This is a genomic window from Pseudomonas sp. PDM01, assembly GCF_014852325.1.
Classification (GTDB): Bacteria; Pseudomonadota; Gammaproteobacteria; order Pseudomonadales; family Pseudomonadaceae; genus Aquipseudomonas; species Aquipseudomonas migulae.
Window position 1 is genome coordinate 22,938 of sequence record NZ_JACVBK010000013.1, and the last position, 24,533, is coordinate 47,470.

Here is a 24,533-nt window from a genome sequence, read left to right on the forward strand (position 1 = left end):
ACTGAAACGCCTTTCAAGCCGCCGACCCGATCCATTTGGTGACGGTGGGCGCTTGCCACTGTTCGAGCGCGTCGAGCAGTGCCGCCGGGTCGGTATTGAACATCAGCATCTGGCTGTGTTCGGTCTTCATGAAGCCTTCGTTCACCGCATGGTCTAGCAGGCTGCGCACCGGGTCGAAAAAACCGCCGATGTTCAGGCAAGCGACGCCTTTGTGGTGTTCACCCAATTGGGTCAGGGTTGCCGCTTCAAACAACTCCTCAAACGTCCCCAGCCCGCCGGGCAATGCGATGAACGCATCCGCCGATTCGCTCATGCGTGTCTTGCGGCTGCGCATGTCTGGCGTCACTTCGTGTTCGGTCAGACGGTCATGAAGATGCCCAAGGTCGAACAGCAAGCGCGTGATGATGCCGAGCACTTCACCGCCCTCGGCGAGTACGGCATCGGCCATCACGCCCATTAAACCCTTGTCGGTACCGCCATAGACCAGGCGTATGCCGCGTCGGGCGATTTCCCGGCCGAGGGCCTGGGCGCCTGCCACGTAGTCGGGGTTGAAGCCATAGTTGGAGCCGCAGAACACAGCGATGCTGTGGAGTGGGGAAGAGCTGGGCATCGGATTATTCCGGGTGGTGGTCGGTGGCCGATGATGCGGTGAGATGGGTAAGGCGGACAGGTCCATGAGTCAGCCGCTTGATTGGGCCATGACTGGTTTTTTGTGTTGTTCTCAAGGCCGCCTTCGCCAGCAAGCTGGCTCCTACAAGGGTTTTGCGGTGCACGCAAAACCCTTGTAGGAGCCGGCTTGCCGGCGATAGGGCCCTGGAATCTGGCCCCTACATCAACGCCAGTATCCGTTTTCCCAACTGCTCGGCAGTCTCTTGCGAATCAATGTTGGCAAACCCGAGCAACAGCGCGGAATCGGTCTCGTCATGCACACGCCAATCGGTCAACGCTTCAGCGTAGAGACCGGCCGCCAACAAGCGCTCGACCAGCAATCGGTCGGACTGTGCCTCCATCAGCCGCAGAATCAGATGCATGCCACCCGGCTGCGGATCGATGCGGATGCGTTCACCCAGGACTTTCTTCAATCCGCGCGCCGTCGCTTCCCGGCGTTCGCCGTAGAGCTTGCGCATGCGCTGGATATGGCGCGCGAAATGCCCCTCGGTCATAAACGTGGCGACGATGGCTTGGGTCAGTTCCGGACAACCGCCGAGAAAGGTCTCGCTGACGTGTTCGAAGCGTTCGACCTGCGCTGGCGGCACCACCAGGTACGAAAGGCGGATCCCCGGAAACAGTACCTTGCTGAACGTGCCGGCGTAGAGCACCCGGCCATCACGGTCCAGGCTTTTCAGCGCGGGCAGGGGACGGCTGACGTAGCGGTATTCGCCGTCGTAATCGTCCTCGATAATCCAGGCCTGCTGCCGGCTGGCCCACTCAAGCAATTCCAGTCGGCGCGGCAGTGACAGCGACACGCACAGGGGACTTTGATGTGCCGGTGTGACCACCGCCGCTCGTGCGTCCATCGCGCTGCTCACCCCTTGCGCGACCTGCATGCCGTCCTGATCCACCGGCACGGGGGCAACCTTGATCTGAAGATGCGCCAGCAACTGGCGGGTCGGCAGGTAGCCGGGGTCTTCCACGAGCACACGGTCGCCGGGCTTGAGCAGCGTGTGAGCGATCAGTGCCAGTGTGTTGCGGTATCCCGAGGTGATGAACACTTGCGCGGGCGAGCAGGTAATGCCCCGTGAGACTTGCAGGTAAGTGGCAATCGCCGTGCGCAACGATTCCAGCCCCAACACCGACGGATTGGCCATGTCGGGAATGCGCGTGGCGCGCACGCAGCGTGCGCCGATCTGCGACCAGATCTTTCGCGGAAAGGCATCCAGCGCGGGCAAGGCCATTTGAAAGGGCAGGACCGCTGCCTTGTGCCTGATCGAGGCGCTGGCGGTCGCATTAAACGGGTGTTCCGTACGCGCCGAAGGCTTCCTGCCGCTGACCCCCGGCGCCACCACGGTGCCCGCCTGACCCCGCGACAGCAGATAGCCCTCCGCCGTCAGCAGTGAATACGCGGTGTCGATGGTCCCCCGCGCCAGACCAAGCTCTTTTGCCAGTGCCCGGGCCGCAGGAATCCGGTCCCCGGGGGCGAGCAGTCCGTCACTGATCGCGCCGCGGAATCGCCAGTAGATTTGCCGGTAGATCGGCTCCGACGAGGTCGGATCAAGGGGTGAGAAGTTTTTGATTTGAAGGGTCATTGGCCTCGCCCGTGTCGTGCGCAGAAAAATGCGCTTGTAGTGCCTGGCCCGCCTTGTCCCTGGCGGCGGCGACGGCCTCCGGGCCCATGGCGGTTCCCTCTACGGAGAAAAAATTCACGTCGTGCAGCCCGATCATACCCAGCACGGCGGTCAGGTACGGCGTGAGAAAGTCCGGTTGCCGCGGGGTCATTCCGGAAAACCTGCCGCCAGAGGACACTGCAACATACACCGGGCGGTCCTGCAGTAGGCTGGTTTTGCCTTGCGCACCGACATTGAACGTGCGTCGGACCCGAGCGATGTGATCGATCCAGAGCTTGAGTGTCGAAGGCACGGTGAAGTTATGCATCGGCGTACCAATCACCAGCATATCGGCACTGTGCAGCTCCTCGATCAGCGCTTCGGATCGGGCGATAGAGCCTGTCTCTGTGACATCGGCGGACGCCTGTTGGGAAATCGCGTAAGGCTCGTCGATAGGGGACAGCGCGTCACCACCGACCACCCGCTCGATCACGGTTGCCGCTGGATGGGCCTTCAGCAAAAAGCCAATGATGTTTTTCGACAGCCGATAGCTTTCGGACGCTTCGCCGTGAGGGCTGCAAGTAACGTGGAGGATTTTCATGATTCACCCGGTTTGAACTGTGTGGAGGGAATCATTCTATGAAGCTCATGACCCAGGCCAAAGGTCCATGAATCCGGTTAATCACTGGGCCATGATTGCCGAATCATGGCCCATGACTCAAGGCCGATCATGGACCTTATCAACAAGGCCAAGACACGACACGATGAAGTCCCTCAACCAGCAAACACAAGGACTCATCATGAGTAATCGTCTCGACTACGCCAAGGCTTCACCTGAAGGTTACAAGGCTTTCGGCGGGGTTTATGTCTACCTGCAGAACAGCGGTCTTTCCCACGAGCTGATTGACCTGGTCTATCTGCGGGTGTCGCAAATCAACGGCTGCGCCTTCTGTATAGACATGCATTCCCGGGACCTGCTCAAGCTCGGCGTCAGCGTAGAAAAACTGGTGTTGGTGCCGGTATGGCGTGATGCCGGTTCAGTCTTCAGTGCCCGCGAACGCGTTGCGCTGAGCTGGGCGGAAACGGTGACTCGCGTGGCGGAAACCGGCGTTCCCGATGCCGACTATGCCGCTGCGTCTGCCGAATTCGGCGATAAGGAATTGGCAGACCTGACGTACGCGATCGGCCTGATGAATGCTTTCAACCGGTTCGGCGTGACGTTCCGGGCGAAACCCGCCGCTGCCAACAACGCCTGAACCATCCCCTTGAATCAATAGAACTCGCCGGGTGGTCACGCTCGGCGGGTTAACCAAAGGAGTTAACACCATGGCTTGGTCACTGCTTGGCATCGCCGGCATTCTCGAAATTGCCTTCGCGTTTTTCATGAAGGGCTCAGACGGATTTACCCGATTGACCCCGGGACTGCTGGCAGCCGCGACCGGTTTGTCCAGTGTCTTTCTGCTTTCACTGTCGCTGCGAACCCTGCCCGTCGGCACCGCCTACGCGGTGTGGACCGGAATTGGCGCGGCGGGCACCGCGATACTGGGGATGGCGGTGCTGGGCGACGCCACCACACTGCTGCGGATACTGTGCATCCTGGTCATCCTGGGTGGTGTTATCGGACTCAAGCTGGTCACGGGAAACTGAGAAGCTTTGAAATAAGGCATTTTGCTGGCCCCGAAGCCCGAAAGTTACAGACAGAATCACTTTAATTTCAGGTGGTTAGGGCTGGCTTTAAATGCGCAATGTATGGATTACGCTGATTTCGTTAGGCTTGGCTGGCATCGCCGTCTCCGCCCAGGCCAAAGACCTTCAAGCCAATGACCGGTATATGTGCAGCTGGGGCGCGGGCACTGCAGCCAGAGCCCAGGAACTCAAACTGGCCGGCGTTTCGCTGTACGCCGCCCGCCAGAAATTGCAGACCTACAAGTTCAGCAAACCGTGGATGCGCATGACGGCCATGGGTATTACCGAGCAAACCTACGACAGCCCGTCGCGGATAAAACCCGCAGCACTGCGCCAGAGTTTCTACGAAGATTGCGTGCGCTTTAAGTTGGCGCGCAAATGACTGAGTGACCTACAACCCGTCTTCCATCAGCTTCAGATACTCCGGGCTGTCGGAGATCGAATTGTGCCCCACGCCCGGAATAACGTTCAGGGTCGCCACACCTTTGGCGAAATGCCCGTAGAGTTTTTCCGTGCTGGAGGGCGGGATGACTTCATCTTGCCCGGCCGCCAGCAACAGCGTCGGTATCGAGATGTGCTCGGCGTATTTCCACGATTCGAACTTGTCCTGCAACAGCCACTTCACCGGGAATATCGGGTACTGGCGGACGGCGAGCTCTTCAAGGCTGTTGTAGGGGGTGATCAGGATCAGTCGGGAGGCCGGGCGCTGGCTGGCGAGGCGCACGGCGACGCCCGAGCCAAGGCTGCGGCCGACCACGGCGATGTGGGGATGGGTGTCGTAGACTTTGTCGAACAAGGTCAGGGCATCGCGGGAAATCGCCTCTTCGGAAGGTGAGCCGGTGCTGCCACCGAAGCCCCGATAGTGCAGCAAGTACAGGGCATGGTCGGGGAATGCCTGGGAAAATACGGGCAGGTTGCGCGAAACGTCCTCGGCATTTCCACCAAAATAGATCAGTGCATTTGGTCCGTCGTGCGGTTTGACGGTGACCTGCACCTGTGCGTCCGCCACCGATAGCGTGAGCAGCGATTCGGGCGCTCCGAGCGCGGCGGGTTGCGGGAAGTAGATGAGGGCACGCTGGAACACGAACAGCGCGATGCAGAGCGCCAGGTACAACGCGGTAACGATGACGATGAGATACATCAGGGTGCGTGACATTCGGCTAGCGTGAGTGGGTGGCATTGACTGCTCTGGGCCTGACGACCGCGACGGCTTGATCGCTTTCAGAGTGTAGTTGAATCATGGCGGGGCCCTTTGGGGTGTGGTTTTTGAGGGGGCGGGGCATATCCGTTGCTGCGGTAACGGCTGCGTATGGTTTCGCCCTTACGGCGAGTCACTTTCGAAAAGCGCGAAAGTAACCAAAGCGCTTTTGCCCCTTTCGTTCGGTGGCTCGCTAATGCTCGCCATGCCCTCGCTCCGGTCCTGCTCCGTGGGCCCGCCGCGATCGGCCATCCCTGGCCGTGCGCGGCTAACCCGGCATCCATGCCGGGTTGCCCACTGCGCAGAACCTCCACTCGGCCTCTCGAGGGGGCGACTACCGCCACCGCCGCCGAGGCGGCCTGAAAGCCGACCTGGCTCTTTGGTGCACGCGTTCCCTCATTCCGGATATGTACACCGATCCCCCTGTAGGAGCCGGCTTGCTGGCGATGGCGTCCTTTCAGGCGATAGATGTGTCGACTGACCCACCGCTATCGTCGGAACGCCGCCCGCAGCAAGCCGGCTCCTACAAGGGATCGTATTTATCCAAACACCTATGCATTTTCCTTGTAGGAGCCAGCTTGCTGGCGATGGACGCCAACGATAACGCGGGGTGTCTGAATGAACGCGTTGTCCAATCGCTTTTCGCCAGCAAGCCGGCTCCTACAGTTGATCGTATTTATCCAAATGAATATGCATTTCCCTTGTAGGAGCCAGCTTGCTGGCGATGGACGCCAACGATAACGCGGGGTGTCTGAATGAACGCGTTGTCCAATCGCTTTTCGCCAGCAAGCCGGCTCCTACAGTTGATCGTATTTATCCAAATGCATATGCATTTCCCTTGTAGGAGCCAGCTTGCTGGCGATGGACGTCAGCGATAACGCGGGCTGTCTGAATGAACACGTTGCCCAGACGCTTTTCGCCGGCAAGCCGGCTCCTACAGTGGATCGTATTTATCCAAATGCATATGCATTTCCCTTGTAGGAGCCAGCTTGCTGGCGATGGACGTCAGCGATAACGCGGGGTGTCTGAATGAACGCGTCGCTTAGACGTTTTTCGCCGGCAAGCCGGCTCCTACAGGGAATCGCGTTTGCTTTTGATTTTCACCACTCATCAGGCCGAGCGTTAGCTCGCCTTCCGCTTTTGATCTGAGCGCCCCCTCGAGAGGCCGAGTGGAGGTTCTGCGCAGTGGGCAACCCGGCATGGATGCCGGGTTAGCCGCCCCCGGCCATGGATGGCCGATGGCGGCGCGCCCACGGAGCAGGACCGGAGCGAGGGCATGCCGAGCACTAGCGAGGCACCGAACGAAAGGGGCAAGAGCGCTTGGTTACTTGGCGCTTCTCCAAGTGACTCGCCGTAAGGGCGAAACCGCCAGCCGCCATCACAAAAATAATGGATATACACCCAAGCAATTGCTGCCACCCCCCAGCACTTGAGACCTCGTTGTATTTCAAGCAAGGACGAATTGCCGCCGGCAGCTATTCTCTTGGCTAGCAGAGGACTCGTGACGCTGGTGATCGCGCCGTTTGCCGCGCAACAAGCGCAAAAGAGTGGAAGGACACCACCATGAGCCACACTGATGGATACACGCGTCGACGAATACTCACGCTGGCTGCCGGTGCTTCGGCGGTGCTCACTTTCGATCCGGCCTTTGCAGCCACCGCGCCGTCGAAGGAAACAGGAGGCAAGAACATGCTGACCCGCGCCATTCCTTCCAGCAACGAGCCATTGCCCCTTGTCGGCGTGGGCACCTATCGCGGCTTTGATGTCGCACCTGCCGATCCGGCCTACAAAAACCTGCCGGCCGTTCTCAGCGCGTTATTTGAAAAGGGCGGCACGGTGATCGACAGCTCACCCATGTATGGCCGCGCCGAGCAGACCATCGGCGAACTGCTGTCGATCCACAAGCCGCGTTCACCCGCGTTCCTGGCCACCAAGGTGTGGACCCGTGGTCGCGAAGAAGGCATCGCGCAGATGGAGCAATCCTTCAAACTGCTGCAGACCGACCGGATCGACCTGATGCAGATCCATAACCTGCTGGACTGGAAAACCCATTTGCCTACATTGCGCAAATGGAAGGAAGAAGGGCGGATTCGCTACATCGGCATCACCCATTACACCGCGTCGGCATATGAGGAAGTGGAAGCGGTGCTCAAAGCCGAGCCACTGGATTTCTTGCAGATCAACTATGCGCTGGACGATCGCGGGGTCGAGAAACGCATCCTGCCGCTGTGTCGCGAACGCGGCGTGGCGGTGATCTGCAACCGGCCATTTGGCGGCGGTGATTTGCTTGCCCGCTTGAAGGGCAAACCGCTGCCCGGCTGGGCCTCGCAAGTCGGCGTCACCAGTTGGGCACAGTTGGCGCTCAAGTATTTGCTGGCGCATTCGGCAGTGACCTGCGTCATCCCCGGCACCGGCAACCCGCGTTACATGGCGGACAATGCCGGTGCCGGTTTCGGCCCGATGCTGACGGGGGCGCAACGCGAGCAGTTGATCGATGTGGTCGGATAACCGCAGGTGCCGTCAGTTTTTTTTCTTGATGAGTTTGTTGAGGTAGTACTTGAGGCTCAAGCGATCCTTGGGCCTTGGTTTGTAGTGGGTTTTGTTTCTTTGCGCAGGATCAGCCACCACGGTTGCTGCGGTGTAGTAGTACAGCGCGATGGACCGGCGTGTAATGTGCTCCGGCGTCGTCAGAGGCTCCGGGTGTCCATGATTGCTGTCCTTGTCGGTGTTGAAAATGACACAGCGGTTGTAGATCGGCAGGACTTTCTTGAGGCACGTCTTCATCCCGACGTCCCATAGTTCCAGGTTGCCGCCGTACGCCTCTTGCCAATCCTGATTCAGATAAATAATGGCATTCAGTCTGCGCTCGATATTCAACTTTTTGTTGAGCCGGAAGTCCGAGTGCACCCCCAGAAACCCACCCTTTTTCGTTTCGTGCAGTCCGCCGCCGGTAAAGTAAGGATCGGGAATCAAACCCTCGATACCTGTGAGTTTTTCAAGAAACTGCAACATGGGCGCCGAGTTGAAGGCGTTGAAAACCGTCTTCAAGTAGGGATCGCACTCGTTGGGGCTGACTTGCCGTTTGTGCTGACCCTTATAGCCACGCTCATAGAGCATTTCGTTGTTGGTTGGCTCGACGGGAAAATGCGCGCAGATGCTCGCAATCAGGTCCTGCGGTAAAAAATCGTCAATGACGATGTGTGGAAAGGGGGTGGCTTGAGCATAAGTACTGGCTAGCGAGTGACCGAAAGTGCTGGCAGCGTTCTGGTCAAAATCCAGCTCCGGGGTGGTGACGATGGGAAGTGTCTGAGTGATCGGTGTCATTACCGCTCCAATAGTCTGTTCATAACAACCTGCGAGTGCTTCCTGCAAGAGGGGCGCGCTACTTGTGACGCGCTGCCGATACCTGGTTGTTGTCGCCCTTCAAACGTTTAAGGATGTCGTTGTACATCTTCGTTCGTCTGTGCGTTGTCGCATAACCGCCAGCGGCCGCGACGGTGCCCGCTTGAATATGGTCGAGGTAGCTGAATATCTTGCGCGGGGACAACAGTTCAACAACATAGCCCAACTGGGTCATGCGGTCCTGGAGGGTATAACCGGGTACGCGCTCATCCATCAGGAAATGCATGCCGTGTTGCTTCATCAGCTTGCAGTTCCATAAGGTACAGAAGCTTTTCAAATAAACTTCCCTGTAGGGCTTTGGCTCTCTGGAACGTAGTCCCAGGGACAGTTTCAGGCGTCTGACGTGATGTTTTACCAGTCGTGAGCTAAAGCGCCAAAGGGTTCTGGTGGTGCCGCGGTTAAGTTGTTCTGTGCACCCGACGGCCACGACATTCGGGTTTTTAATGCACTTGTTCAACATCATTGAAAATACATTTTTGTCGAAAATAAACGTATCGGTGTGCAGCAGGAACAGAAAGTCGGTCTCAACCCGTTCCAGCACCAGGTCGAGTGCTTTGCCATGCGCGATATGACCATGCTCCGGCTCGGGAGCTTTTCGCTCAATCAGGTTGATCCAGTCCAGTGTGCGCAGATAGTCGGTGCTTTCATCGGCCGAGTCGTTATCAACCACCCAGACCGGAATGTTGCTGTCGCCCAGGTGCTGATGTAGCAGGTCGAGGCAAATCCGGGTTATTTCGATGGTTTTGTAGTTGACCAGGACAATGCTGAAGGGTGGTTTCTGTTGCGACAGAAAATCATTGTTATTCATGTGTGATGCACTCTTTAAAAACCTGGAAACAGCAATAAAAATTCAAGACCACTTATTGCTTGCGGCGCTAAGACAGGTATCGCCGGAACCAGTTTAGCGTCCTTTCCCAGGCAAGTTTGGCTGCGGCCTCATCGAATCGAGGCGTGGAATCGTTATGGAAGCCGTGGTTGGCACCGGGGTAGATGTAGGCTTCATAGGTTTTGCCGGCTGCTTTTAATGCCTGCTCGTAGGCGGGCCATCCTTCGTTGATGCGTGTGTCAAGTTCGCCAAAGTGAAGCATCACCGGCGCCTTGATCCGGGGGACATCCCTGGCGTCTGGTTGCCGTCCATAGAAGGACACGGCAGCCCCGAGTTCGGGATAGGCCACGGCAGCCGCGTTGGCGACGCCACCGCCATAGCAGAAGCCGGTGATGCCGACTTTTCCGGTGGTCGTATCGTGTTTCATCAGCCACTCGATCGCGGCGAAAAAGTCATTCATGAGCTTTTCAGGATCAACGGTCGCCTGGAGTTCCCGGCCTTTGTCGTCGTTGCCGGGATAGCCGCCCACTGACGTCAGGCCATCGGGGGCGAGGGCGATGAACCCGGCCTTGGCCACGCGTCGGGCAACATCTTCGATGTAGGGGTTGAGCCCGCGGTTTTCATGCACGACGACCACGGCCGCCACTTTGCCGGTGGCTTTTGCCGGACGCACCCGATAGGCCCGAACCTGCCCGTGGCCCTTGGGCGAGGGGTAGGTGATGTACTCGGCGATGATGTCCGGGTCGGTAAACGCCACTTGTTCGGCCAAGGCATAGTCGGGACTCAGGGCAGCGAGGAGCGCACTGGCGGTCAGGCCACCAAGGGTGAATAACGCCGCCCGGTCGAGAAACTCTCGCCGGTTGATCTTGCCGTGGGCGTAGTAGTCGTAGAGTTCGAGCAGCTCAGGGGCAAAGTCTTTCGCAGTAAGACGATTCATCTTTGCGCTTCCTTTGAAGTGGGCGGTTGCTCTGTCAGTTCGAAAAAGCGGCGACAACTATCAATTCTAGCCGCGCATAAAAAAAGAGACGTAAGTCTCTTTTTTGTTTCTTCTGATTACGTTCCTCGAGCACGGTTCACTTCAGGCATTGCGCCCCGGCGCTCGCCACTTGTGCATCCTGCTCGGCTTTTACGCCGGACACGCCAACCGCACCCACCACCTGACCGTCGACGATGATCGGCACACCGCCTTCCAGGGATGTCAGCAAGGGGGCCGACAAAAACGCGAAGCGCCCGCCGTTGACCATGTCTTCATAACCTTTGGATTCGCGCCGGCCCAACGCCGAGGTGCGCGCCTTTTCGGTGGCGATGTACGCGCTGATGGGCGCGCAGCCGTCGAGGCGTTCGAGGGCTAGGGGGTGGCCGCCGTCGTCGACGATCACGATGGTCACGGCCCATTGGTTATTTTGTGCTTCGGTGCGTGCGGCCGCGAGGATCCGGCTGACTTCGGTCTGGCTCAGGACGACTTTGCTTTTCATGGGGAGTCTCCGGTGATCGATGAGGGCAGCGCCGCGTCGAGCAGTTCGATCCAGTGCCGGACCGGGGTCCGGCCCGCGCCGTCGAGATGCGACTGACAGCCGATATTGGCGGTAACGATAACTTCAGGATGGCCACTTTCCAGCGCATTCAGTTTGTTGTCGCGCAGTTGCCGGGACAGTTCGGGTTGGGTGATCGAATAAGTGCCCGCCGACCCGCAGCACAAATGGCTGTCGGGCACAGGTGTGAGGTTGAAACCGAGGCGAGCAAGGAGCGCTTCCACCGCGCCGCCGAGTTTTTGCGCGTGCTGCAAAGTGCAGGGGCAATGGAAGGCCAAGCGCTGGTCACTGTGGATGCCGAGTGTTTCCAGCGGTTCGTCGCGCAACACTTCCACCAGGTCCCTGGCCAGCGCGCTGACCCTTTTTGCCTTCTCGGCGTAGGCCGGATCGCGTTCGAGTAAATGGCCATAGTCCTTGATGAAGGCGCCACAGCCACTGGCGGTTTGCACGATGGCTTCTGCACCGTTCTCGATACTCGGCCACCACGCATCGATATTGCGGCGAGCGCGGTCGAGGCCGGCTGCCTGAGCGTCGAGGTGATAATCCACCGCGCCGCAACACCCGGCTTCGCTGGACGGGGTGACACTGATACCCAGTCGATCCAGCACCCGCGCCGCTGCCGCATTGGTGTTGGGCGACAGGCTCGGCTGTACGCAGCCTTCGAGCATCAACACCTGACGGGCATGGCGGGTGGTGGGGCGTGGCCGGGGGAGATAAACATGGCGAGGCAACTTTGCCTGCAAGGTGTTGGGCAGCAGTGCCCGAAAAACCTGACCGCTGTTGATCAGTGCTTTGAACAGTCCCGGATTAAGGACGACGCTGCGCAATCCCTCACGCAACAGGCGTTGGTCGATGGAGCGCGGCACCGCCGCATCGACCACTGCCCGGCCGATGTCGAGCAAGTTGTGATAATCGACTCCGGAAGGACAGGTGGTTTCGCAATTGCGGCACGACAGGCAGCGGTCCAGATGCTGTTGGGTTTTCTGCGTGACCTCGTTGCCTTCCAGCACCTGTTTGATCAGGTAGATGCGGCCCCGTGGCCCATCGAGTTCATCGCCGAGCAATTGATAGGTCGGGCAGGTGGCATTGCAGAAACCGCAGTGCACGCAGGTGCGCAAAATGCTTTCGGCTTCTTCGGCGCGGGGCAGCTGCCGGGCGGTTTCGCTCAGGGTTGTCTGCATGGTTCAAAGCTCCGCGTACAAGCGTGCCGGGTTGAAAATGCCCCGTGGGTCGAGTTGTTGCTTGAGGCTGCGGTGGTAGCGCATCAACGCGGCAGGCAACGGCTGGAACGGGCTGTCGATCAGGCCATGGCTGTAGCAGGTTACATGGCCGCCGACCTCATCCACGACCTGGCGAATGAACGCCGCTTCGGCGTCAGACTTGAGCCAGCGCTGGGCGCCGCCCCAGTCGAGCAGTTGCCGGCCGGGCAGGGACAACCGCGGCGTGTTGTGCGGCACGGACAGGCGCCACAGTGGCTGGCCCTCGTCGAAGAAACTCAGTCGGTGCTCGTTGAGATCCGCCCAATATGAGGCGTCCAGAAGCTCACCGCCCAAACGGTCATGAGCCGCTGCCACCGAGCCTTCGCCGCCCTCAAGCCGCAAGTGCAGGCGTTGCCCGTCGTGGCACGCGGCACTGATCGGCAACGGCTGCTGGCCCCATTCCGCGAGACGCAGCAAGGCACGATCGCTATCCATTTCCAGGCTGATGCTCAGGGTTTGCCGTGGTTTGGGCAGGACCTTGAGCGAGACTTCTGTGATCACCCCAAGGGAGCCGAAACTGCCGGCCATCAGGCGCGACAGGTCGTAACCGGCGACGTTTTTCATCACTTCGCCGCCAAAGCGCAAATGCTTGCCGTACCCGGTGATGACCCGTGTGCCGAGGACGAAATCGCGCACCGAGCCTGACCAGGGACGACGCGGTCCCGACAGGCCACTGGCGATCATCCCGCCGACGGTGGCATCGTCGCCAAAGGAAGGCGGCTCGCAGGGCAGCATCTGCTGCGCTTCATCCAGCACGTGCGCCAGTTCGGACAAGGGTGTGCCGCAGCGGGCGGTGATCACCAGTTCGGTCGGGTCGTAGCTGACGATGCCTCGGTGGCTGCGCGTGTCGAGTACTTCGCCCGCAACGATGCGCCCCAGAAACGCCTTGCTGTTGGAGCCCTGAATGCGCAGCGGCGTGGCGTTTTCCAGCGCTTGATTGACCTGCTCCAGCAGCACGCCGCTGTCATCGATATCGAGTTCGCTGCGCATCAGAATCGCTCCAGATCAGGGAAGGGCAACTGACCCAGGTGCACGTGCATGGCGCCAAATTCGGCGCAGCGGTGCAGCGTCGGAATGTTCTTGCCGGGGTTGAGCAAACCGCCGGGATCGAACGCGGCTTTGACGGCATGAAACAGCGTCAGCTCATCGGCGTTGAACTGCGCGCACATCTGATTGATCTTCTCGCGGCCCACGCCGTGCTCGCCGGTGATGCTGCCGCCGACTTTCACGCACAATTCGAGGATCTTGCCGCCCAGCGCTTCGGCGCGGTCGAGCTCACCCGGTTGATTGGCGTCGAACAGAATCAGCGGGTGCATGTTGCCGTCACCGGCGTGGAAAACGTTGGCGACGCGCAAGCCATACTCGGCGGACAACGCGGCAATGGCGCGCAGCACGCCGGGCAACTCGCGGCGCGGGATCGTTCCGTCCATGCAGTAATAATCCGGCGAGAGCCGACCCACCGCCGGAAAGGCATTCTTGCGTCCGGCCCAGAAACGCACGCGTTCGGCTTCATCCCTGGCCTGGCGCACTTCGGTGGCGCCAGCCTGTTCCAGCACCTGGCGCACGCGGTCGCAGTCATCGTGGACATCGGCTTCGACGCCATCGAGTTCGCACAGCAGGATGGCTTCGGCGTCCACGGGGTAGCCGGCGTGGATGAAGTCTTCAGCGGCGCGAATCGCCAGGTTGTCCATCATTTCCAGACCGCCCGGAATGATGCCGGCGGCGATGATGTCACCTACTGCTCGCCCAGCTTTCTCGACGGAGTCGAACGCCGCCAGCAGCACCTTGGCGGACTGCGGTTTGGGCAGCAGTTTGACGGTGACTTCGGTGATCACCCCGAGCATGCCTTCGGAACCGGTGAACAGTGCCAGCAGGTCGAAGCCGGGTGAATCGAGGGCATCGGAGCCCAATGTCAGGTGCTCGCCGTCCACGGTCAGGATGTCGACCTTGAGCAGGTTGTGCACGGTCAGGCCGTACTTCAGGCAATGCACGCCGCCAGCGTTTTCGGCGACATTGCCGCCGATGGAACAGGCGATCTGTGAGGAAGGGTCGGGCGCGTAGTACAGGCCGAAGGGGGCTGCTGCCTGGGAAATAGCGAGGTTGCGTACGCCGGGCTGGACCCGTGCGGTGCGGGCGGCGGGGTCGATGTGCAGGATGTTGTTGAAGCGCGCCATGACCAGCAGCACGCCTTTTTCCAGCGGTAACGCGCCACCGGACAAACCGGTGCCGGCACCACGGGCGACCACCGGCACATGCATTTCATGGCAGAGCCGGAGCACGCCTTGTACTTCGTCGAGATGGCGTGGCAGGACCACCAGCAGGGGCGTGGTGCGATAGGCCGAGAGTCCGTCGCATTCGTATGGCTTGAGTTCTTCTTGCTGATGCAGCACTTCCAGGGCCGGCAAACGGGTTTGCAGGGCTTGCAACAGTGCTGACTTGTTGACGTCGGGCAGCGCTCCGTCAACGCGTTCATCGTAGAGAATGTTCATGGTCGTTTTACGATACTCCGTTCGTGTGCGGCCGGGCAGCGGTCTGTTTACTTAGGTTTTGTGTGTGTATCCGTTATTTTGGTGATGGCTGATATTGGTTTCGCCCTTACGGCGAGTCACTTTCGAAAAGCGCGAAAGTAACCAAAGCGCTCTTGCCCCTTTCGTTCGGTGCCTCGCTGTGGCTCGGCATGCCCTCGCTCCGGTCCTGCTCCGTGGGCCCGCCGCGATCGGCCATCCTTGGCCGTGCGCGGCTAACCCGGCATCCATGCCGGGTTGCCCACTGCGCAGAACCTCCACTCGGCCTCTCGAGGGGGCGTGTACCGCCAGATCAAAAGCTGAAGGCGAGCTAACGCTCGGCCTGATGAGTGGTGAAAATCAAAAGCAAACGCGATTCCCTGTAGGAGCCGGCTTGCCGGCGAAAAACGTCGGGGCAACGCGTTCATTCAGACAGCCCCGCGTTATCGTTGACGTCCATCGCCAGCAAGCTGGCTCCTACAAGGGAAATGCATGTGTGTTCGGAACATACACGATCAACTGTAGGAGCCGGCTTGCTGGCGATGGCGTCCGTTCAGTCAACAAACAGGTGTCTGACCCTCCGCCATCGCCAGCAAGCCGGCTCCTACAGGGGAATGTGCAAACATCGAAAATTAGTGCGGCAGCCACAGTGCGGGAGTGTGCACACGTCAGAAGAGCCAGGTCGGCTGGCAGGCCGCCTCGTTTTTGCTTTTGCGGTACACGCCCCCTCGAGAGGCCGAGCGCAGGTTCTGCGCAGTGGGCACCGCGGCAAGGATGCCGCGGTAGCCGCCCCCGGCCATGGATGGCCGATGGCGGCGGGCCCACGGAGCAGGACCGGAGCGAGGGCATGGCGAGCATTAGCGAGCCACCGAACGACAGGGGCAAGAGCCCTTGGTTACTTGGGGCTCTTCCAAGTGACTCTCTGTAAGAGCGAAACCGCCAGCCGCCATCACCGCAGAAACGGATATGCCCCCAGCGCTCAATGCCCACCCACCACCATATGACTAAACGGCGCCACATAAGCCTGCAACGTCACCAACCCCCCCACCAGAATCGCCAGAATGACGGAATGGAAGAACACATAACGCAGAATTTCCCCCTCATGCCCATACCAACGCGTAGCAGTGGAAGCCACCACGATCGACTGCGCATCGACCATCTTGCCCATGACCCCACCGGAACTGTTGGCAGCAGCCATCAACACCGGACTAAGCCCCAATTGCTCAGCCGTCACCCGCTGCAGCCCGCCGAACAACACGTTGGACGCCGTGTCCGACCCCGTCAGCGCCACGCCGAGCCAGCCGAGCAAGGTGCCAAACATCGGGTAAAAGATGCCCGTCGCAGCGAACGCCAGGCCCATGGTCGCGTCCAGCCCCGAATAACGGGTGAGGAAGCCGAGCGCGAGCATCGCGACGATGGTAATCAGCGAGTAACGCACGACCCAGATCGTGCGCAGATAGTGTTTGACCAACTGCGGGATGGAGTAACCCATCAACAGTCCGCCAAAGATCGCCGCCAGCAAGATGCCGCTGCCGGTGCTGGTCAGCCAGGTGAACTTGTAGACCGCGTCCTCGGTTTTAGGCGCAGGCACCACCGGCGGGACCTTTTCGATTTGCTGGTGGATCGTGCCGAAGGTGACGACCGGCGCAAAGATCGGGTTCGCTTCGCGCAGCGGTTTGCCTTGGGGATCGAGCTTGGCCGAGTGGGTCACGGGATCAATCGCCGGGCGGGTATCGAACAGGTTTTTGAAGCCTTGGGTGCCCCAGGCGAACACGAACACCGTGAGGATGATCCACGGCATCCACGCGCGCATGACCGCAGGCTTGGCATCGCTGGCGAAGGTCGCGCTGGCGATGGGTTTCTCGTCATGTTCTTCGGCTATTTTGGAGTTGTCGACGCGCCCGGACAGCGCGGCGGAGGTGTGCACGGTCGCGGGTTTCCACACCTTGAGAAAACCGGTGAGGCAGGCCATGGAAATCAGCGCGGCGATCACGTCCACCAGCATCGGCCCGTGATAGTTGGACACCAGGAACTGCGGCACGGCGAAACTGACCCCGGCGACCAGGATGGCCGGCCAGATTTCCAGCATCTTGCGCCACCCGGCAAAGGCCCAGATCAACCAGAACGGCACGATCACCGAGAAAAACGGCAATTGCCGACCGACCATCATCGACAGTTCCATTTCGTCCAGGCCGGTCACTTTGGCCAGGGTAATGATCGGCGTGCCGAGGGCGCCGAACGCCACGGGCGCGGTGTTGGCGATCAACGCCAGGCCCGACGCCGCCAGTGGCGAGAAGCCCAGGCCAATCAGAATCGCGCCGGTCACCGCCACGGGTGTGCCGAAACCGGCAGCCCCTTCGAAGAAGGCACCGAAGCAGAAGGCAATCAGCAGCAGTTGCAGGCGGCGATCGTCGGTAATGCGCGCCAGCGAGTCCTGCAGCACTTTGAATGAGCCGTTTTCGGTGGTCAGCCGGTGCAGGAAGATGATGTTCAGCACAATCCAGCCAATTGGCAGCAAGCCGTTGGCGGCACCGTATAGGGCGGCCGAACCTGCCATGTTCGCCGGCATGCCGAAGGCGAAAATCGCGATGACCAGCGCCGAGGCGAGGGCGAGCAAGGCTGCCAGATGGGCCTTGATGTGGAAAAAGGCCAGGGCTGCGAGCATCACCACGACCGGCACAGCGGCCATGATGGTTGAAATGACCGGGTTGCCGAACGGATCGTAGATTTGCTGCCAGACCATGTTCCACCTCTGCTTTTTATTGTTGGGATTGCAGACCCCGAGGGGGCGGTGGCTTGTAGTATAGGTGGCATTACGCCGCTGTCTTGTGCCCCATAAATCACGCCTTTTGGCGGATGGGTCGAACTTGAAACAGGGACGGCAGATCGCCTTTACTGGATTCAATCACCCGGAGGAACGCGATGATGACTGAGCGCCACATGGTTCATACGGAAACGCTGTCGAACGATTGCAGCATCAAGGTCAAGGCCGAGATCCTGCGAGACGGTTCGTTGGGAATGTTCATCGGGGTATACCGACCCGATGGCTCTGCCATTGAGGAGAATGATCACCCGGCGTTGCATTTTCTCGACATGGAGGCCGCGATGGAGTGGGGGATCGAGAAAGCCAAGGATATCGGCAATGGCCAGCGGACGCTGTAGGGCCTGACTCCGGATGTGCGGTATGCCGGGCCCCGTGATAAAGGGGAGCTGACTGGCGGGCCTTGCCATAAAAAAGTCAAAAGAGTACAAATGTACTCCATGACGACTTTAACTCCCCGCCGTACTGCCATCCTGACGTTTATCCGTGATCGAATCGCGGAGCACGGTCAGTCCCCGAGCCTCGCTGAAATCAGCGAGGCCTTTGGTTTTGCCTCCCGCAGCGTGGCGCGCAAGCATGTGCTGGCGCTGACCGACGCCGGTTTTATCGAAGTCAATCCGCATCAGGCCCGAGGCATTCGTTTGCTTGGGCAACCGGCGCGCCCCGAGCTGCTGGACATTCCGGTCCTCGGCCGGGTGGCGGCAGGGGCGCCGATCGGTGCCGATGCCGAGGTGCACAGCCGCTTGCTGCTCGACCCGTCGATCTTCTCCCGGGTGCCGGATTACATGCTGCGGGTACAGGGTGATTCGATGATCGAGGACGGCATCCTCGATGGCGACCTGGTGGGCGTGCATCGCAACCCCGAAGCGCTCAATGGCCAGATCGTCGTGGCGCGGCTTGACGGTGAAGTCACCATCAAGCGTTTCGAGCGGGTCGGCGATGCGGTGCGCCTGTTGCCGCGCAACCCGGCCTATAAGCCGATCATCGTCGAGGCCGATCAGGACCTGGCCATCGAAGGGGTGTTCTGCGGTCTGGTGAGGCAAGGGTGATGGGCGCCGTCGTTGCGCTGGACACGCTGTTCAATGGCGGCCAGGTCTGGAAGGGCCGGCCTGCGCCACCGACGGTCAGCCCGCAACCCACCGGGCATGCGGCGCTGGATGCGGCGTTGCCCACTGGCGGCTGGCCGGAGGCGGCGCTGACCGAAATTCTCCTGGCCGGGCAGGGCGTCGGCGAGTTGCAACTGGTGTGGCCGGCGCTGGCGCGGTTGTCGGCGGCGGGTGAGCGCATCGTGCTGGTGGCGCCACCGTACGTGCCGTATCCGCAAGCCTGGCAGAACGCCGGGGTTGATCTGCGCCAGTTGTCGATCATCCAGGCCAGCGAGCGTGATGCGCTGTGGGCGGCGGAACAATGCCTGCGTTCGGGCAGTTGCGGCGCAGTGCTGTGCTGGCCGCACAAGGCGGATGACCGCGCCTTGCGGCGCTTGCAGGTGGCGGCGGAAACCGGCTCGACCCTGGCATTCGCCTACCGCTCGATCCATGAAGCGATCAACCCGTCACCGGCCGCGCTGCGCATCGCCATCGATGCCAGGCCTGCGCAATTGCGCGTGCTCAAGTGCCGGGGCGGGTTGGCCCGCTCGGCGCCGATTGCCTTCCCTGTGGGGCATTGAGGTTGCCATGCGCTGGGTGTGCATTCTCTTCCCGCAATTGGCGCTGGACGCGGTACTGCGTCAGCGCCCCGATCCCGATGAGCCGCTGGCGCTGCTGACCGGTCCGGCGCAGCGTCGGGTGTTGCAGGCGGTCAACGCTTCGGCGCGGGCGCTGGGCTTGCGCCCCGGCATGTCGATGACTGCCGCGCAGGCCTTGAGCAAAGACTTTGTCACGGCGGAATACGACGCCGCCGAGATCGAGCACTGGCAGCAGTTTCTCGCGGCCTGGGCCTACCGCTTCAGCTCCCAGGTCAGCGTGCATTACCCGCGTGCGGTGGTGTTTGAAATCGAGTCCAGCCTAGGATTGTTTGGCGACTGGCCGCAATTCGAAGCGCGCTTGCGCACCGAACTCGGCGAACTGGGCTTTCGTCATCGGATTGTTGCCGCGCCCAACCCGGTGGCGGCGCGGGTATTGGCCAATGCGTATGACGGTCTGGTGGTGCCGGACGCTCAAGCCTTGCAGCATCATCTGGGGCAATTGCCTGTCGACCGGATCGCTCTGGAGCCAGCGGTGGCCACGGCATTGTCGCGTATGGGGTTGCGCACCTTGAGCCAGGTGCAGGCGTTACCGCGACAGAGCCTGGCGCGGCGTTTCGAGGCCCAGGTGCTCAAGCATCTGGACGCGCTGTCTGGCGAGCGACGGCTGGCGTTGGCGTTCTACCTGCCGCCGGACCGCTTCGATGTGCGCATCGAGCTCAATTTCGACGTGCAATCCCATCAGGCGCTGCTGTTTCCGTTACGCCGGCTGACCGGCGATCTGTCGGCGTTCCTGTGCGGTCGCGACAGCGGTGTGCAGCGTTTTGACCTGCACCTGGAACATGCCGGCTTGCCGGACAGCGTGATCAAGGTCGGCCTGCTCAGCGCCGAGCGCGATCCGGCGATGCTCTTCGAACTGGCCCGAGGGCGGCTGGAACAGGTTCAGGTCGAGGCGCCGGTGCGCGGTTTTCGTTTGCGTGCCGAAGACTTGCCGGCCTTCGTTCCGCAGTACCAGGAACTGTTCGATGATCGCCCGCAGCAGTCCTTGCCCTGGGAACAACTGCGCGAACGCTTGCGCGCACGGTTGGGGGATGACGCGGTGCAGGGCCTGCGGTTCCAGGCCGATCACCGGCCGGAGTGCGCGTGGCAGGCCAGTGCCGAGAGCCAGCGCTGCGCGGTGATGCCTGGCGTGCAGCGTCCGGGCTGGTTGCTGACGGAGCCGCAAGCGGTACACGAAGGTTCGACGCGCATCCTCATGGGGCCGGAGCGCATCGAGTCCGGTTGGTGGGACGGCGCCGACGTGCGCCGCGACTACTACTTGGTCGAAACCCGTTCCGGCCAACAGGGCTGGGCCTATCGTACGGTCGGTGAGGACGGCCCGTTGTGGTTGCAGGGCTGGTTCGCATGAGCATTGATTATGCCGAGCTGCACTGCCTGTCGAACTTCAGTTTCCAGCGTGGCGCCTCCAGTGCCCTCGAACTTTTTCAGCGGGCGAAAAAACTGGGCTATCAGGCGCTGGCGATCACCGACGAATGCACGCTGGCGGGCATTGTCCGCGCCTGGCAAGCGGCCAAATCCGTGGAGCTGTCACTGATCATCGGCAGCGAAGTGCGCATCGAGGACGGTCCGAAACTGGTGCTGCTGGTGGAGAGCCTTGAGGGCTACCAAAACCTGTGCCGGCTGATTACCCGGGCGCGGCGTCGTTCGCAGAAAGGCCGGTATCAGGTGTTGCGGGAGGATTTCAGCGCGCCTTTGCCGGGGCTGTTGGCGTTGTGGGTGCCGGATGCGCCGGATGATTTTCAAACCGGTCACTGGCTGAAGCAAACCTTCGCCGAACGCCTGTGGCTGGCGGTCCAGTTACATCGCGGCCAGGACGATACCGGGCGATTGAGTGCGCTGATGACGTTGGCAAGGGAGCTGCGAATCCCGGCAGTGGCCAGCGGCGATGTGCACATGCACACGCGTGGGCGGCGCGCCTTGCAGGACACCATGACCGCAATCCGTCATCACCTGCCGGTGGCCGAGGCCGGGTTGCGCCTGCACCCCAACGGCGAACGGCATCTGCGCAGCCTCGACGTGTTGCAATCGATCTACCCGCAAGCATTGCTCGATGAAACCTTGACCATCGCCCGGCGTTGCACCTTTGACCTTGGCCAGTTGCGATATCAGTATCCCCGCGAACTGGTGCCCGAAGGCCAGACGGCCTCGTCCTGGTTGCGTCATTTGACCGAAGAGGGGATCACATGGCGCTGGCCAAAAGGCCCGCAAGCCAAGGTGCTCAAACAGATCGACAAGGAACTGGAGCTGATTGCCGAACTGGGCTACGAAAGTTACTTCCTGACGGTTCACGACATCGTCCGGTTTGCTCGTGAGCAAAAAATCCTCTGTCAGGGCCGTGGTTCAGCCGCCAACTCGGCGGTGTGTTATGCCTTGGGAATCACGGAAATCGATCCGGATCGCACCACGCTGTTGTTCGAGCGCTTTCTCTCCAAAGAGCGCAACGAGCCGCCGGACATCGACGTCGATTTCGAGCACGAGCGACGCGAAGAAGTCTTGCAGTACGTGTTCCAGCGTTATGGCCGGACCCGTGCGGCGTTGACGGCGGTGGTCAGCACCTACCACGCGGCCGGCGCGGTACGCGATGTGGCCAAGGCGTTGGGTTTGCCGCCGGACCAGGTCAATGCCCTGGCCGATTGCTGCGGCCACTGGAGTGATGAAACACCACCGGTGGAGCGCCTGCGTGAAGGCGGTTTCGATCCCGAGAGCCCGGTGTTGCGCCGGGTGCTGAGCCTGACCGGGCAACTGATCGGTTTCCCCCGGCACCTGTCCCAGCACCCGGGCGGTTTCGTCATTTCCGAACAGCCGCTGGACAGTCTGGTGCCGGTGGAAAACGCCGCCATGGCCGAGCGCACCATCATCCAGTGGGACAAGGACGATCTGGACGCGGTCGGTTTGCTCAAGGTCGATATTCTTGCGTTGGGCATGCTCAGCGCCATCCGCCGCTGCTTTGATCTGCTGCGACGGCACCGCAACCTTGATTTAAGCCTGGCGACGATCCCGTCCGAAGACCCGCAAACCTACGACATGATTGGTCATGCGGACACCATTGGCGTGTTCCAGATCGAGTCCCGGGCGCAGATGTCGATGCTGCCGAGGCTTAAACCCCGGAAGTTTTATGACCTGGTGATCGAAGTGGCGATCGTCAGGCCGGGGCCGATCCAGGGTGGCATGGTGCATCCGTACCTGCGACGGCGGAACAAACAGGAGCCCGAGACTTACCCGTCTCCAGAACTGGAAGCGGTACTCAAGCGCACGCTCGGCGTACCGCTGTTCCAGGAACAGGTGATGCAGATCGCCATCGTTGCTGCCGACTACAGCCCCGGTGAAGCCGATCAATTACGCCGTTCCATGGCCGCCTGGAAACGCCATGGCGGACTGGAACCACACAAGGATCGCCTGGCCGCCGGAATGAAGAAAAACGGCTACACACCCGAATTCGCCGCGCAGATTTTCGAGCAGATCAAAGGCTTCGGCAGCTACGGATTTCCCGAGTCCCACGCCGCCAGTTTTGCCTTGCTGACCTATGCCAGTTGCTGGTTGAAATGCCACGAACCGGCGGCCTTCGCCTGTGCGCTGATCAACAGCTGGCCCATGGGTTTCTACAGCCCGGACCAGATTCTGCAGGATGCGCGCCGGCATCATTTGCAGATCCGCCCGGTGGACGTGCGTGCCAGCGACTGGGATTGCAGCCTCGAACCCGTCATCGGTGCGCAGCCGGCGATTCGCATGGGGCTGCGGATGATCAAGGGTTTTCGCGAAGACGATGCGCGGCGTATCGAAGCCGCGAGGTCCAAGGGGGCGTTTATCGACATCGCCGACCTCGGCGAACGGGCGCGGCTCGATGCCCGTGCGCAGGAGCAACTGGCCGATGCCGGCGCGTTGCGTGGGCTGGCCGGTGATCGTCATCGAGCACGCTGGGAAGTGGCGGGGGTGCAGAAGCAATTGGGGCTGTTCGCCGGTTTGCCGAGCCAGGAAGAGGACGCGGTGGCATTGCCCGAACCCACGGTGGGCGAAGACCTGCTGGCGGATTACAACAGTCTCGGCACCACCCTCGGCCCGCATCCACTGGCCCTGTTGCGGGGTGAGTTGAAAGCCCGGCGCTGTCGCAGTTCGCGGGAGTTGCTGGACGTCGAGCATGGCCGCCCGGTCAGCGTCGCCGGGCTGGTGACCGGTCGGCAGCGTCCGGGCACCGCCAGTGGCGTGACTTTCGTCACCCTCGAAGACGAGTTCGGCAACGTCAACGTGGTGGTCTGGCGCGACCTGGCCGACCGGCAACGGCAGGTGTTGGTCGGCTCGCAGTTGCTCAAGGTCGACGGGCGCTGGGAGAAGGAAGGCGAGGTGCGGCATTTGATTGCCGGACGCTTGAGCGACCTGAGTCCGCTACTGGATGGCATCAACGTACGCAGCCGGGATTTCCACTGAAGTAATCACACCTGTAGGAGCCGGCTTGCCGGCGATGGCGTCATCACGGCCACCACCGCTTCGCCAGCAAGCTGGCTCCTACATGATTGTGGGTATGCCGTTAATATTTCGCACAACACCGAACCTGTAGGAGCCGGCTTGCCGGCGATGGCGTCATTACTGCCAACACCGCTTCGCCAGCAAGCCGGCTCCTACAGGTTGTGGTGACTTTCTGATTATTTAGCCTCTGGCCAAAACCGTTCGCCACCGCCCGGCGCATCCGTCCACGCCTGCAACGACCGGGTCGGCAAATCGAAATAATCCCGCGTACGCGCATACCCATGTCCACCCATTCGCCCGATCGCATCAAGCCCGAGCTGATCGATGTACAGGGTTTTCGGGTCGATCAGTTCATCCCGCACATGCGCCATCAGCACTTCGCCGAAAATAATCTCCCGCGACTGCCCGATGGACAGCGCCATCATCCGTCGGCATTCCAGCGCCACGGGCGCCTCGCCGATCCGCGGGCATTTGACCGTGGTGCCGGGAATCGCGGTGAGTCCGGCGGCGGTCAGTTCGTCGAACCCGGGAGCGAAAGGCACGGCGCAGACATTCATCGCTTCCACCAGCGCATCACTGACGATATTGACGGTGAATTCCTGATTGAGCTGGATATTGCGCGTGGTGTCCTTGGGGCTCTGGTCCCCATAGTTTTCCACGCCCAGTGCGAGGATCGGCGGGTCGGCGGACAGCGCATTGAAGAAGCTGAACGGCGCGGCGTTGATCCGTCCTTCGCCATCAATCGTGGTGACCAGCGCGATGGGCCGAGGCACTACGCTGCCGATCAGAATCTTGTATTTGTCCCGCGCACTGAGGGTGCTGAAGTCGAAGCTTTGCAT

The 24,533-nt window shown here is 61.0% G+C and carries 22 protein-coding genes; 9 read left to right on the forward strand and 13 right to left on the reverse strand.

What is annotated here, in order from left to right; all coding sequences use genetic code 11:
- Positions 1 to 13: 13 nt before the first annotated feature.
- From IB246_RS26805 to IB246_RS26815, 3 genes are all read right to left on the reverse strand, one after another.
- The gene (locus IB246_RS26805) at positions 14 to 610 is read right to left on the reverse strand and encodes a TIGR00730 family Rossman fold protein (RefSeq protein ID WP_008041144.1); all 597 of its coding nucleotides are present in this window, start codon (positions 608 to 610) and stop codon (positions 14 to 16) included.
- 217 nt (positions 611 to 827) lie between these two features.
- Positions 828 to 2,246, reverse strand: coding sequence for a PLP-dependent aminotransferase family protein (locus tag IB246_RS26810; protein ID WP_008041145.1), 1,419 nt, complete (start codon positions 2,244 to 2,246; stop codon positions 828 to 830).
- Complete coding sequence (locus IB246_RS26815) at positions 2,212 to 2,865, reverse strand: FMN-dependent NADH-azoreductase (RefSeq protein ID WP_008041146.1); 654 nt, start codon at positions 2,863 to 2,865, stop codon at positions 2,212 to 2,214. Before IB246_RS26815 ends, IB246_RS26810 begins: the two co-directional genes overlap by 35 nt.
- A 199-nt stretch (positions 2,866 to 3,064) precedes the next feature.
- Here IB246_RS26815 and IB246_RS26820 point away from each other — a divergent pair, with 199 nt between their 5' ends.
- From IB246_RS26820 to IB246_RS26830, 3 genes are all read left to right on the forward strand, one after another.
- Positions 3,065 to 3,520 carry a carboxymuconolactone decarboxylase family protein gene (locus IB246_RS26820; protein ID WP_008041147.1) on the forward strand — a complete coding sequence of 152 codons (456 nt, stop codon included), beginning with the start codon at positions 3,065 to 3,067 and terminating at the stop codon, positions 3,518 to 3,520.
- A gap of 70 nt (positions 3,521 to 3,590) precedes the next feature.
- Positions 3,591 to 3,911, forward strand: coding sequence for a DMT family transporter (locus tag IB246_RS26825; RefSeq protein ID WP_008041149.1), 321 nt, complete (start codon positions 3,591 to 3,593; stop codon positions 3,909 to 3,911).
- A gap of 91 nt (positions 3,912 to 4,002) precedes the next feature.
- Positions 4,003 to 4,332 (forward strand): hypothetical protein, encoded by a 330-nt coding sequence (locus IB246_RS26830; RefSeq protein ID WP_008041150.1) that lies wholly within the window; start codon positions 4,003 to 4,005, stop codon positions 4,330 to 4,332.
- A 9-nt stretch (positions 4,333 to 4,341) separates the two neighbouring features.
- On the opposite strand, the gene IB246_RS26835 is transcribed toward IB246_RS26830, so the two are convergent.
- Complete coding sequence (locus IB246_RS26835; protein ID WP_008041151.1) at positions 4,342 to 5,130, reverse strand: alpha/beta hydrolase; 789 nt, start codon at positions 5,128 to 5,130, stop codon at positions 4,342 to 4,344.
- A 1,581-nt stretch (positions 5,131 to 6,711) separates the two neighbouring features.
- Here IB246_RS26835 and IB246_RS26840 point away from each other — a divergent pair.
- Complete coding sequence (locus tag IB246_RS26840; protein ID WP_008043900.1) at positions 6,712 to 7,656, forward strand: aldo/keto reductase; 945 nt, start codon at positions 6,712 to 6,714, stop codon at positions 7,654 to 7,656.
- Between the two features lie 12 nt (positions 7,657 to 7,668).
- Here IB246_RS26840 and IB246_RS26845 read toward each other — a convergent pair whose 3' ends face one another.
- From IB246_RS26845 to IB246_RS26880, 8 genes are all read right to left on the reverse strand, one after another.
- On the reverse strand, positions 7,669 to 8,472 hold the full coding sequence (locus IB246_RS26845; protein WP_008043901.1) for a 2OG-Fe(II) oxygenase: 804 nt from the start codon (positions 8,470 to 8,472) through the stop codon (positions 7,669 to 7,671).
- Between the two features lie 58 nt (positions 8,473 to 8,530).
- Positions 8,531 to 9,358 carry a glycosyltransferase gene (locus IB246_RS26850; protein WP_008034047.1) on the reverse strand — a complete coding sequence of 276 codons (828 nt, stop codon included), beginning with the start codon at positions 9,356 to 9,358 and terminating at the stop codon, positions 8,531 to 8,533.
- A 67-nt stretch (positions 9,359 to 9,425) separates the two neighbouring features.
- Entirely contained in the window at positions 9,426 to 10,313 is an 888-nt protein-coding gene (gene yghX, locus IB246_RS26855) for a YghX family hydrolase (protein WP_008043907.1), read from the reverse strand.
- A 136-nt stretch (positions 10,314 to 10,449) separates the two neighbouring features.
- Positions 10,450 to 10,851, reverse strand: a complete 402-nt coding sequence (locus IB246_RS26860) for a heme-binding protein (protein ID WP_008043909.1) — start codon at positions 10,849 to 10,851, stop codon at positions 10,450 to 10,452.
- A complete protein-coding gene (gene glcF, locus IB246_RS26865) occupies positions 10,848 to 12,089 on the reverse strand; it encodes a glycolate oxidase subunit GlcF (protein WP_008043911.1) in 1,242 nt (413 codons plus the stop codon). The genes IB246_RS26860 and glcF overlap by 4 nt, the downstream gene beginning before the upstream one ends.
- A gap of 3 nt (positions 12,090 to 12,092) precedes the next feature.
- A complete protein-coding gene (glcE, locus tag IB246_RS26870) occupies positions 12,093 to 13,157 on the reverse strand; it encodes a glycolate oxidase subunit GlcE (RefSeq protein WP_008043912.1) in 1,065 nt (354 codons plus the stop codon).
- On the reverse strand, positions 13,157 to 14,656 hold the full coding sequence (glcD, locus tag IB246_RS26875) for a glycolate oxidase subunit GlcD (protein WP_008043914.1): 1,500 nt from the start codon (positions 14,654 to 14,656) through the stop codon (positions 13,157 to 13,159). The genes glcE and glcD overlap by 1 nt, the downstream gene beginning before the upstream one ends.
- Positions 14,657 to 15,650: 994 nt before the next feature.
- Positions 15,651 to 17,414, reverse strand: a complete 1,764-nt coding sequence (locus IB246_RS26880; RefSeq protein WP_008042563.1) for an L-lactate permease — start codon at positions 17,412 to 17,414, stop codon at positions 15,651 to 15,653.
- A gap of 182 nt (positions 17,415 to 17,596) precedes the next feature.
- Here IB246_RS26880 and IB246_RS26885 point away from each other — a divergent pair, with 182 nt between their 5' ends.
- From IB246_RS26885 to IB246_RS26905, 5 genes are all read left to right on the forward strand, one after another.
- Positions 17,597 to 17,833, forward strand: coding sequence for a hypothetical protein (locus tag IB246_RS26885; RefSeq protein WP_032832733.1), 237 nt, complete (start codon positions 17,597 to 17,599; stop codon positions 17,831 to 17,833).
- 90 nt (positions 17,834 to 17,923) lie between these two features.
- Complete coding sequence (gene lexA / locus IB246_RS26890) at positions 17,924 to 18,541, forward strand: transcriptional repressor LexA (protein ID WP_008042565.1); 618 nt, start codon at positions 17,924 to 17,926, stop codon at positions 18,539 to 18,541.
- A complete protein-coding gene (gene imuA / locus IB246_RS26895; protein WP_008034486.1) occupies positions 18,541 to 19,158 on the forward strand; it encodes a translesion DNA synthesis-associated protein ImuA in 618 nt (205 codons plus the stop codon). Before lexA ends, imuA begins: the two co-directional genes overlap by 1 nt.
- 7 nt (positions 19,159 to 19,165) lie before the next feature.
- Positions 19,166 to 20,581, forward strand: coding sequence for a Y-family DNA polymerase (locus IB246_RS26900; RefSeq protein ID WP_008042567.1), 1,416 nt, complete (start codon positions 19,166 to 19,168; stop codon positions 20,579 to 20,581).
- Positions 20,557 to 23,655 carry an error-prone DNA polymerase gene (locus tag IB246_RS26905; protein WP_008042569.1) on the forward strand — a complete coding sequence of 1,033 codons (3,099 nt, stop codon included), beginning with the start codon at positions 20,557 to 20,559 and terminating at the stop codon, positions 23,653 to 23,655. The genes IB246_RS26900 and IB246_RS26905 overlap by 25 nt, the downstream gene beginning before the upstream one ends.
- A gap of 215 nt (positions 23,656 to 23,870) precedes the next feature.
- Here IB246_RS26905 and IB246_RS26910 read toward each other — a convergent pair whose 3' ends face one another.
- Positions 23,871 to 24,533, reverse strand: coding sequence for a flavin reductase family protein (locus IB246_RS26910; RefSeq protein ID WP_008031517.1), 663 nt, complete (start codon positions 24,531 to 24,533; stop codon positions 23,871 to 23,873).

Excerpts from the sequence above, each read along its gene's own strand:
- IB246_RS26805 (WP_008041144.1), bottom strand. The coding sequence starts at position 610 with ATGCCCAGCTCTTCCCCACTCCACAGCATCGCTGTGTTCTGCGGCTCC.
- IB246_RS26810 (WP_008041145.1), bottom strand. The coding sequence starts at position 2,246 with ATGACCCTTCAAATCAAAAACTTCTCACCCCTTGATCCGACCTCGTCG.
- IB246_RS26815 (WP_008041146.1), bottom strand. The coding sequence starts at position 2,865 with ATGAAAATCCTCCACGTTACTTGCAGCCCTCACGGCGAAGCGTCCGAA.
- IB246_RS26820 (WP_008041147.1), top strand. The coding sequence starts at position 3,065 with ATGAGTAATCGTCTCGACTACGCCAAGGCTTCACCTGAAGGTTACAAG.
- IB246_RS26825 (WP_008041149.1), top strand. The coding sequence starts at position 3,591 with ATGGCTTGGTCACTGCTTGGCATCGCCGGCATTCTCGAAATTGCCTTC.
- IB246_RS26830 (WP_008041150.1), top strand. The coding sequence starts at position 4,003 with ATGCGCAATGTATGGATTACGCTGATTTCGTTAGGCTTGGCTGGCATC.
- IB246_RS26835 (WP_008041151.1), bottom strand. The coding sequence starts at position 5,130 with ATGCCACCCACTCACGCTAGCCGAATGTCACGCACCCTGATGTATCTC.
- IB246_RS26840 (WP_008043900.1), top strand. The coding sequence starts at position 6,712 with ATGAGCCACACTGATGGATACACGCGTCGACGAATACTCACGCTGGCT.
- IB246_RS26845 (WP_008043901.1), bottom strand. The coding sequence starts at position 8,472 with ATGACACCGATCACTCAGACACTTCCCATCGTCACCACCCCGGAGCTG.
- IB246_RS26850 (WP_008034047.1), bottom strand. The coding sequence starts at position 9,358 with ATGAATAACAATGATTTTCTGTCGCAACAGAAACCACCCTTCAGCATT.
- yghX (WP_008043907.1), bottom strand. The coding sequence starts at position 10,313 with ATGAATCGTCTTACTGCGAAAGACTTTGCCCCTGAGCTGCTCGAACTC.
- IB246_RS26860 (WP_008043909.1), bottom strand. The coding sequence starts at position 10,851 with ATGAAAAGCAAAGTCGTCCTGAGCCAGACCGAAGTCAGCCGGATCCTC.
- glcF (WP_008043911.1), bottom strand. The coding sequence starts at position 12,089 with ATGCAGACAACCCTGAGCGAAACCGCCCGGCAGCTGCCCCGCGCCGAA.
- glcE (WP_008043912.1), bottom strand. The coding sequence starts at position 13,157 with ATGCGCAGCGAACTCGATATCGATGACAGCGGCGTGCTGCTGGAGCAG.
- glcD (WP_008043914.1), bottom strand. The coding sequence starts at position 14,656 with ATGAACATTCTCTACGATGAACGCGTTGACGGAGCGCTGCCCGACGTC.
- IB246_RS26880 (WP_008042563.1), bottom strand. The coding sequence starts at position 17,414 with ATGGTCTGGCAGCAAATCTACGATCCGTTCGGCAACCCGGTCATTTCA.
- IB246_RS26885 (WP_032832733.1), top strand. The coding sequence starts at position 17,597 with ATGACTGAGCGCCACATGGTTCATACGGAAACGCTGTCGAACGATTGC.
- lexA (WP_008042565.1), top strand. The coding sequence starts at position 17,924 with ATGTACTCCATGACGACTTTAACTCCCCGCCGTACTGCCATCCTGACG.
- imuA (WP_008034486.1), top strand. The coding sequence starts at position 18,541 with ATGGGCGCCGTCGTTGCGCTGGACACGCTGTTCAATGGCGGCCAGGTC.
- IB246_RS26900 (WP_008042567.1), top strand. The coding sequence starts at position 19,166 with ATGCGCTGGGTGTGCATTCTCTTCCCGCAATTGGCGCTGGACGCGGTA.
- IB246_RS26910 (WP_008031517.1), bottom strand. The coding sequence starts at position 24,533 with ATGCAAAGCTTCGACTTCAGCACCCTCAGTGCGCGGGACAAATACAAG.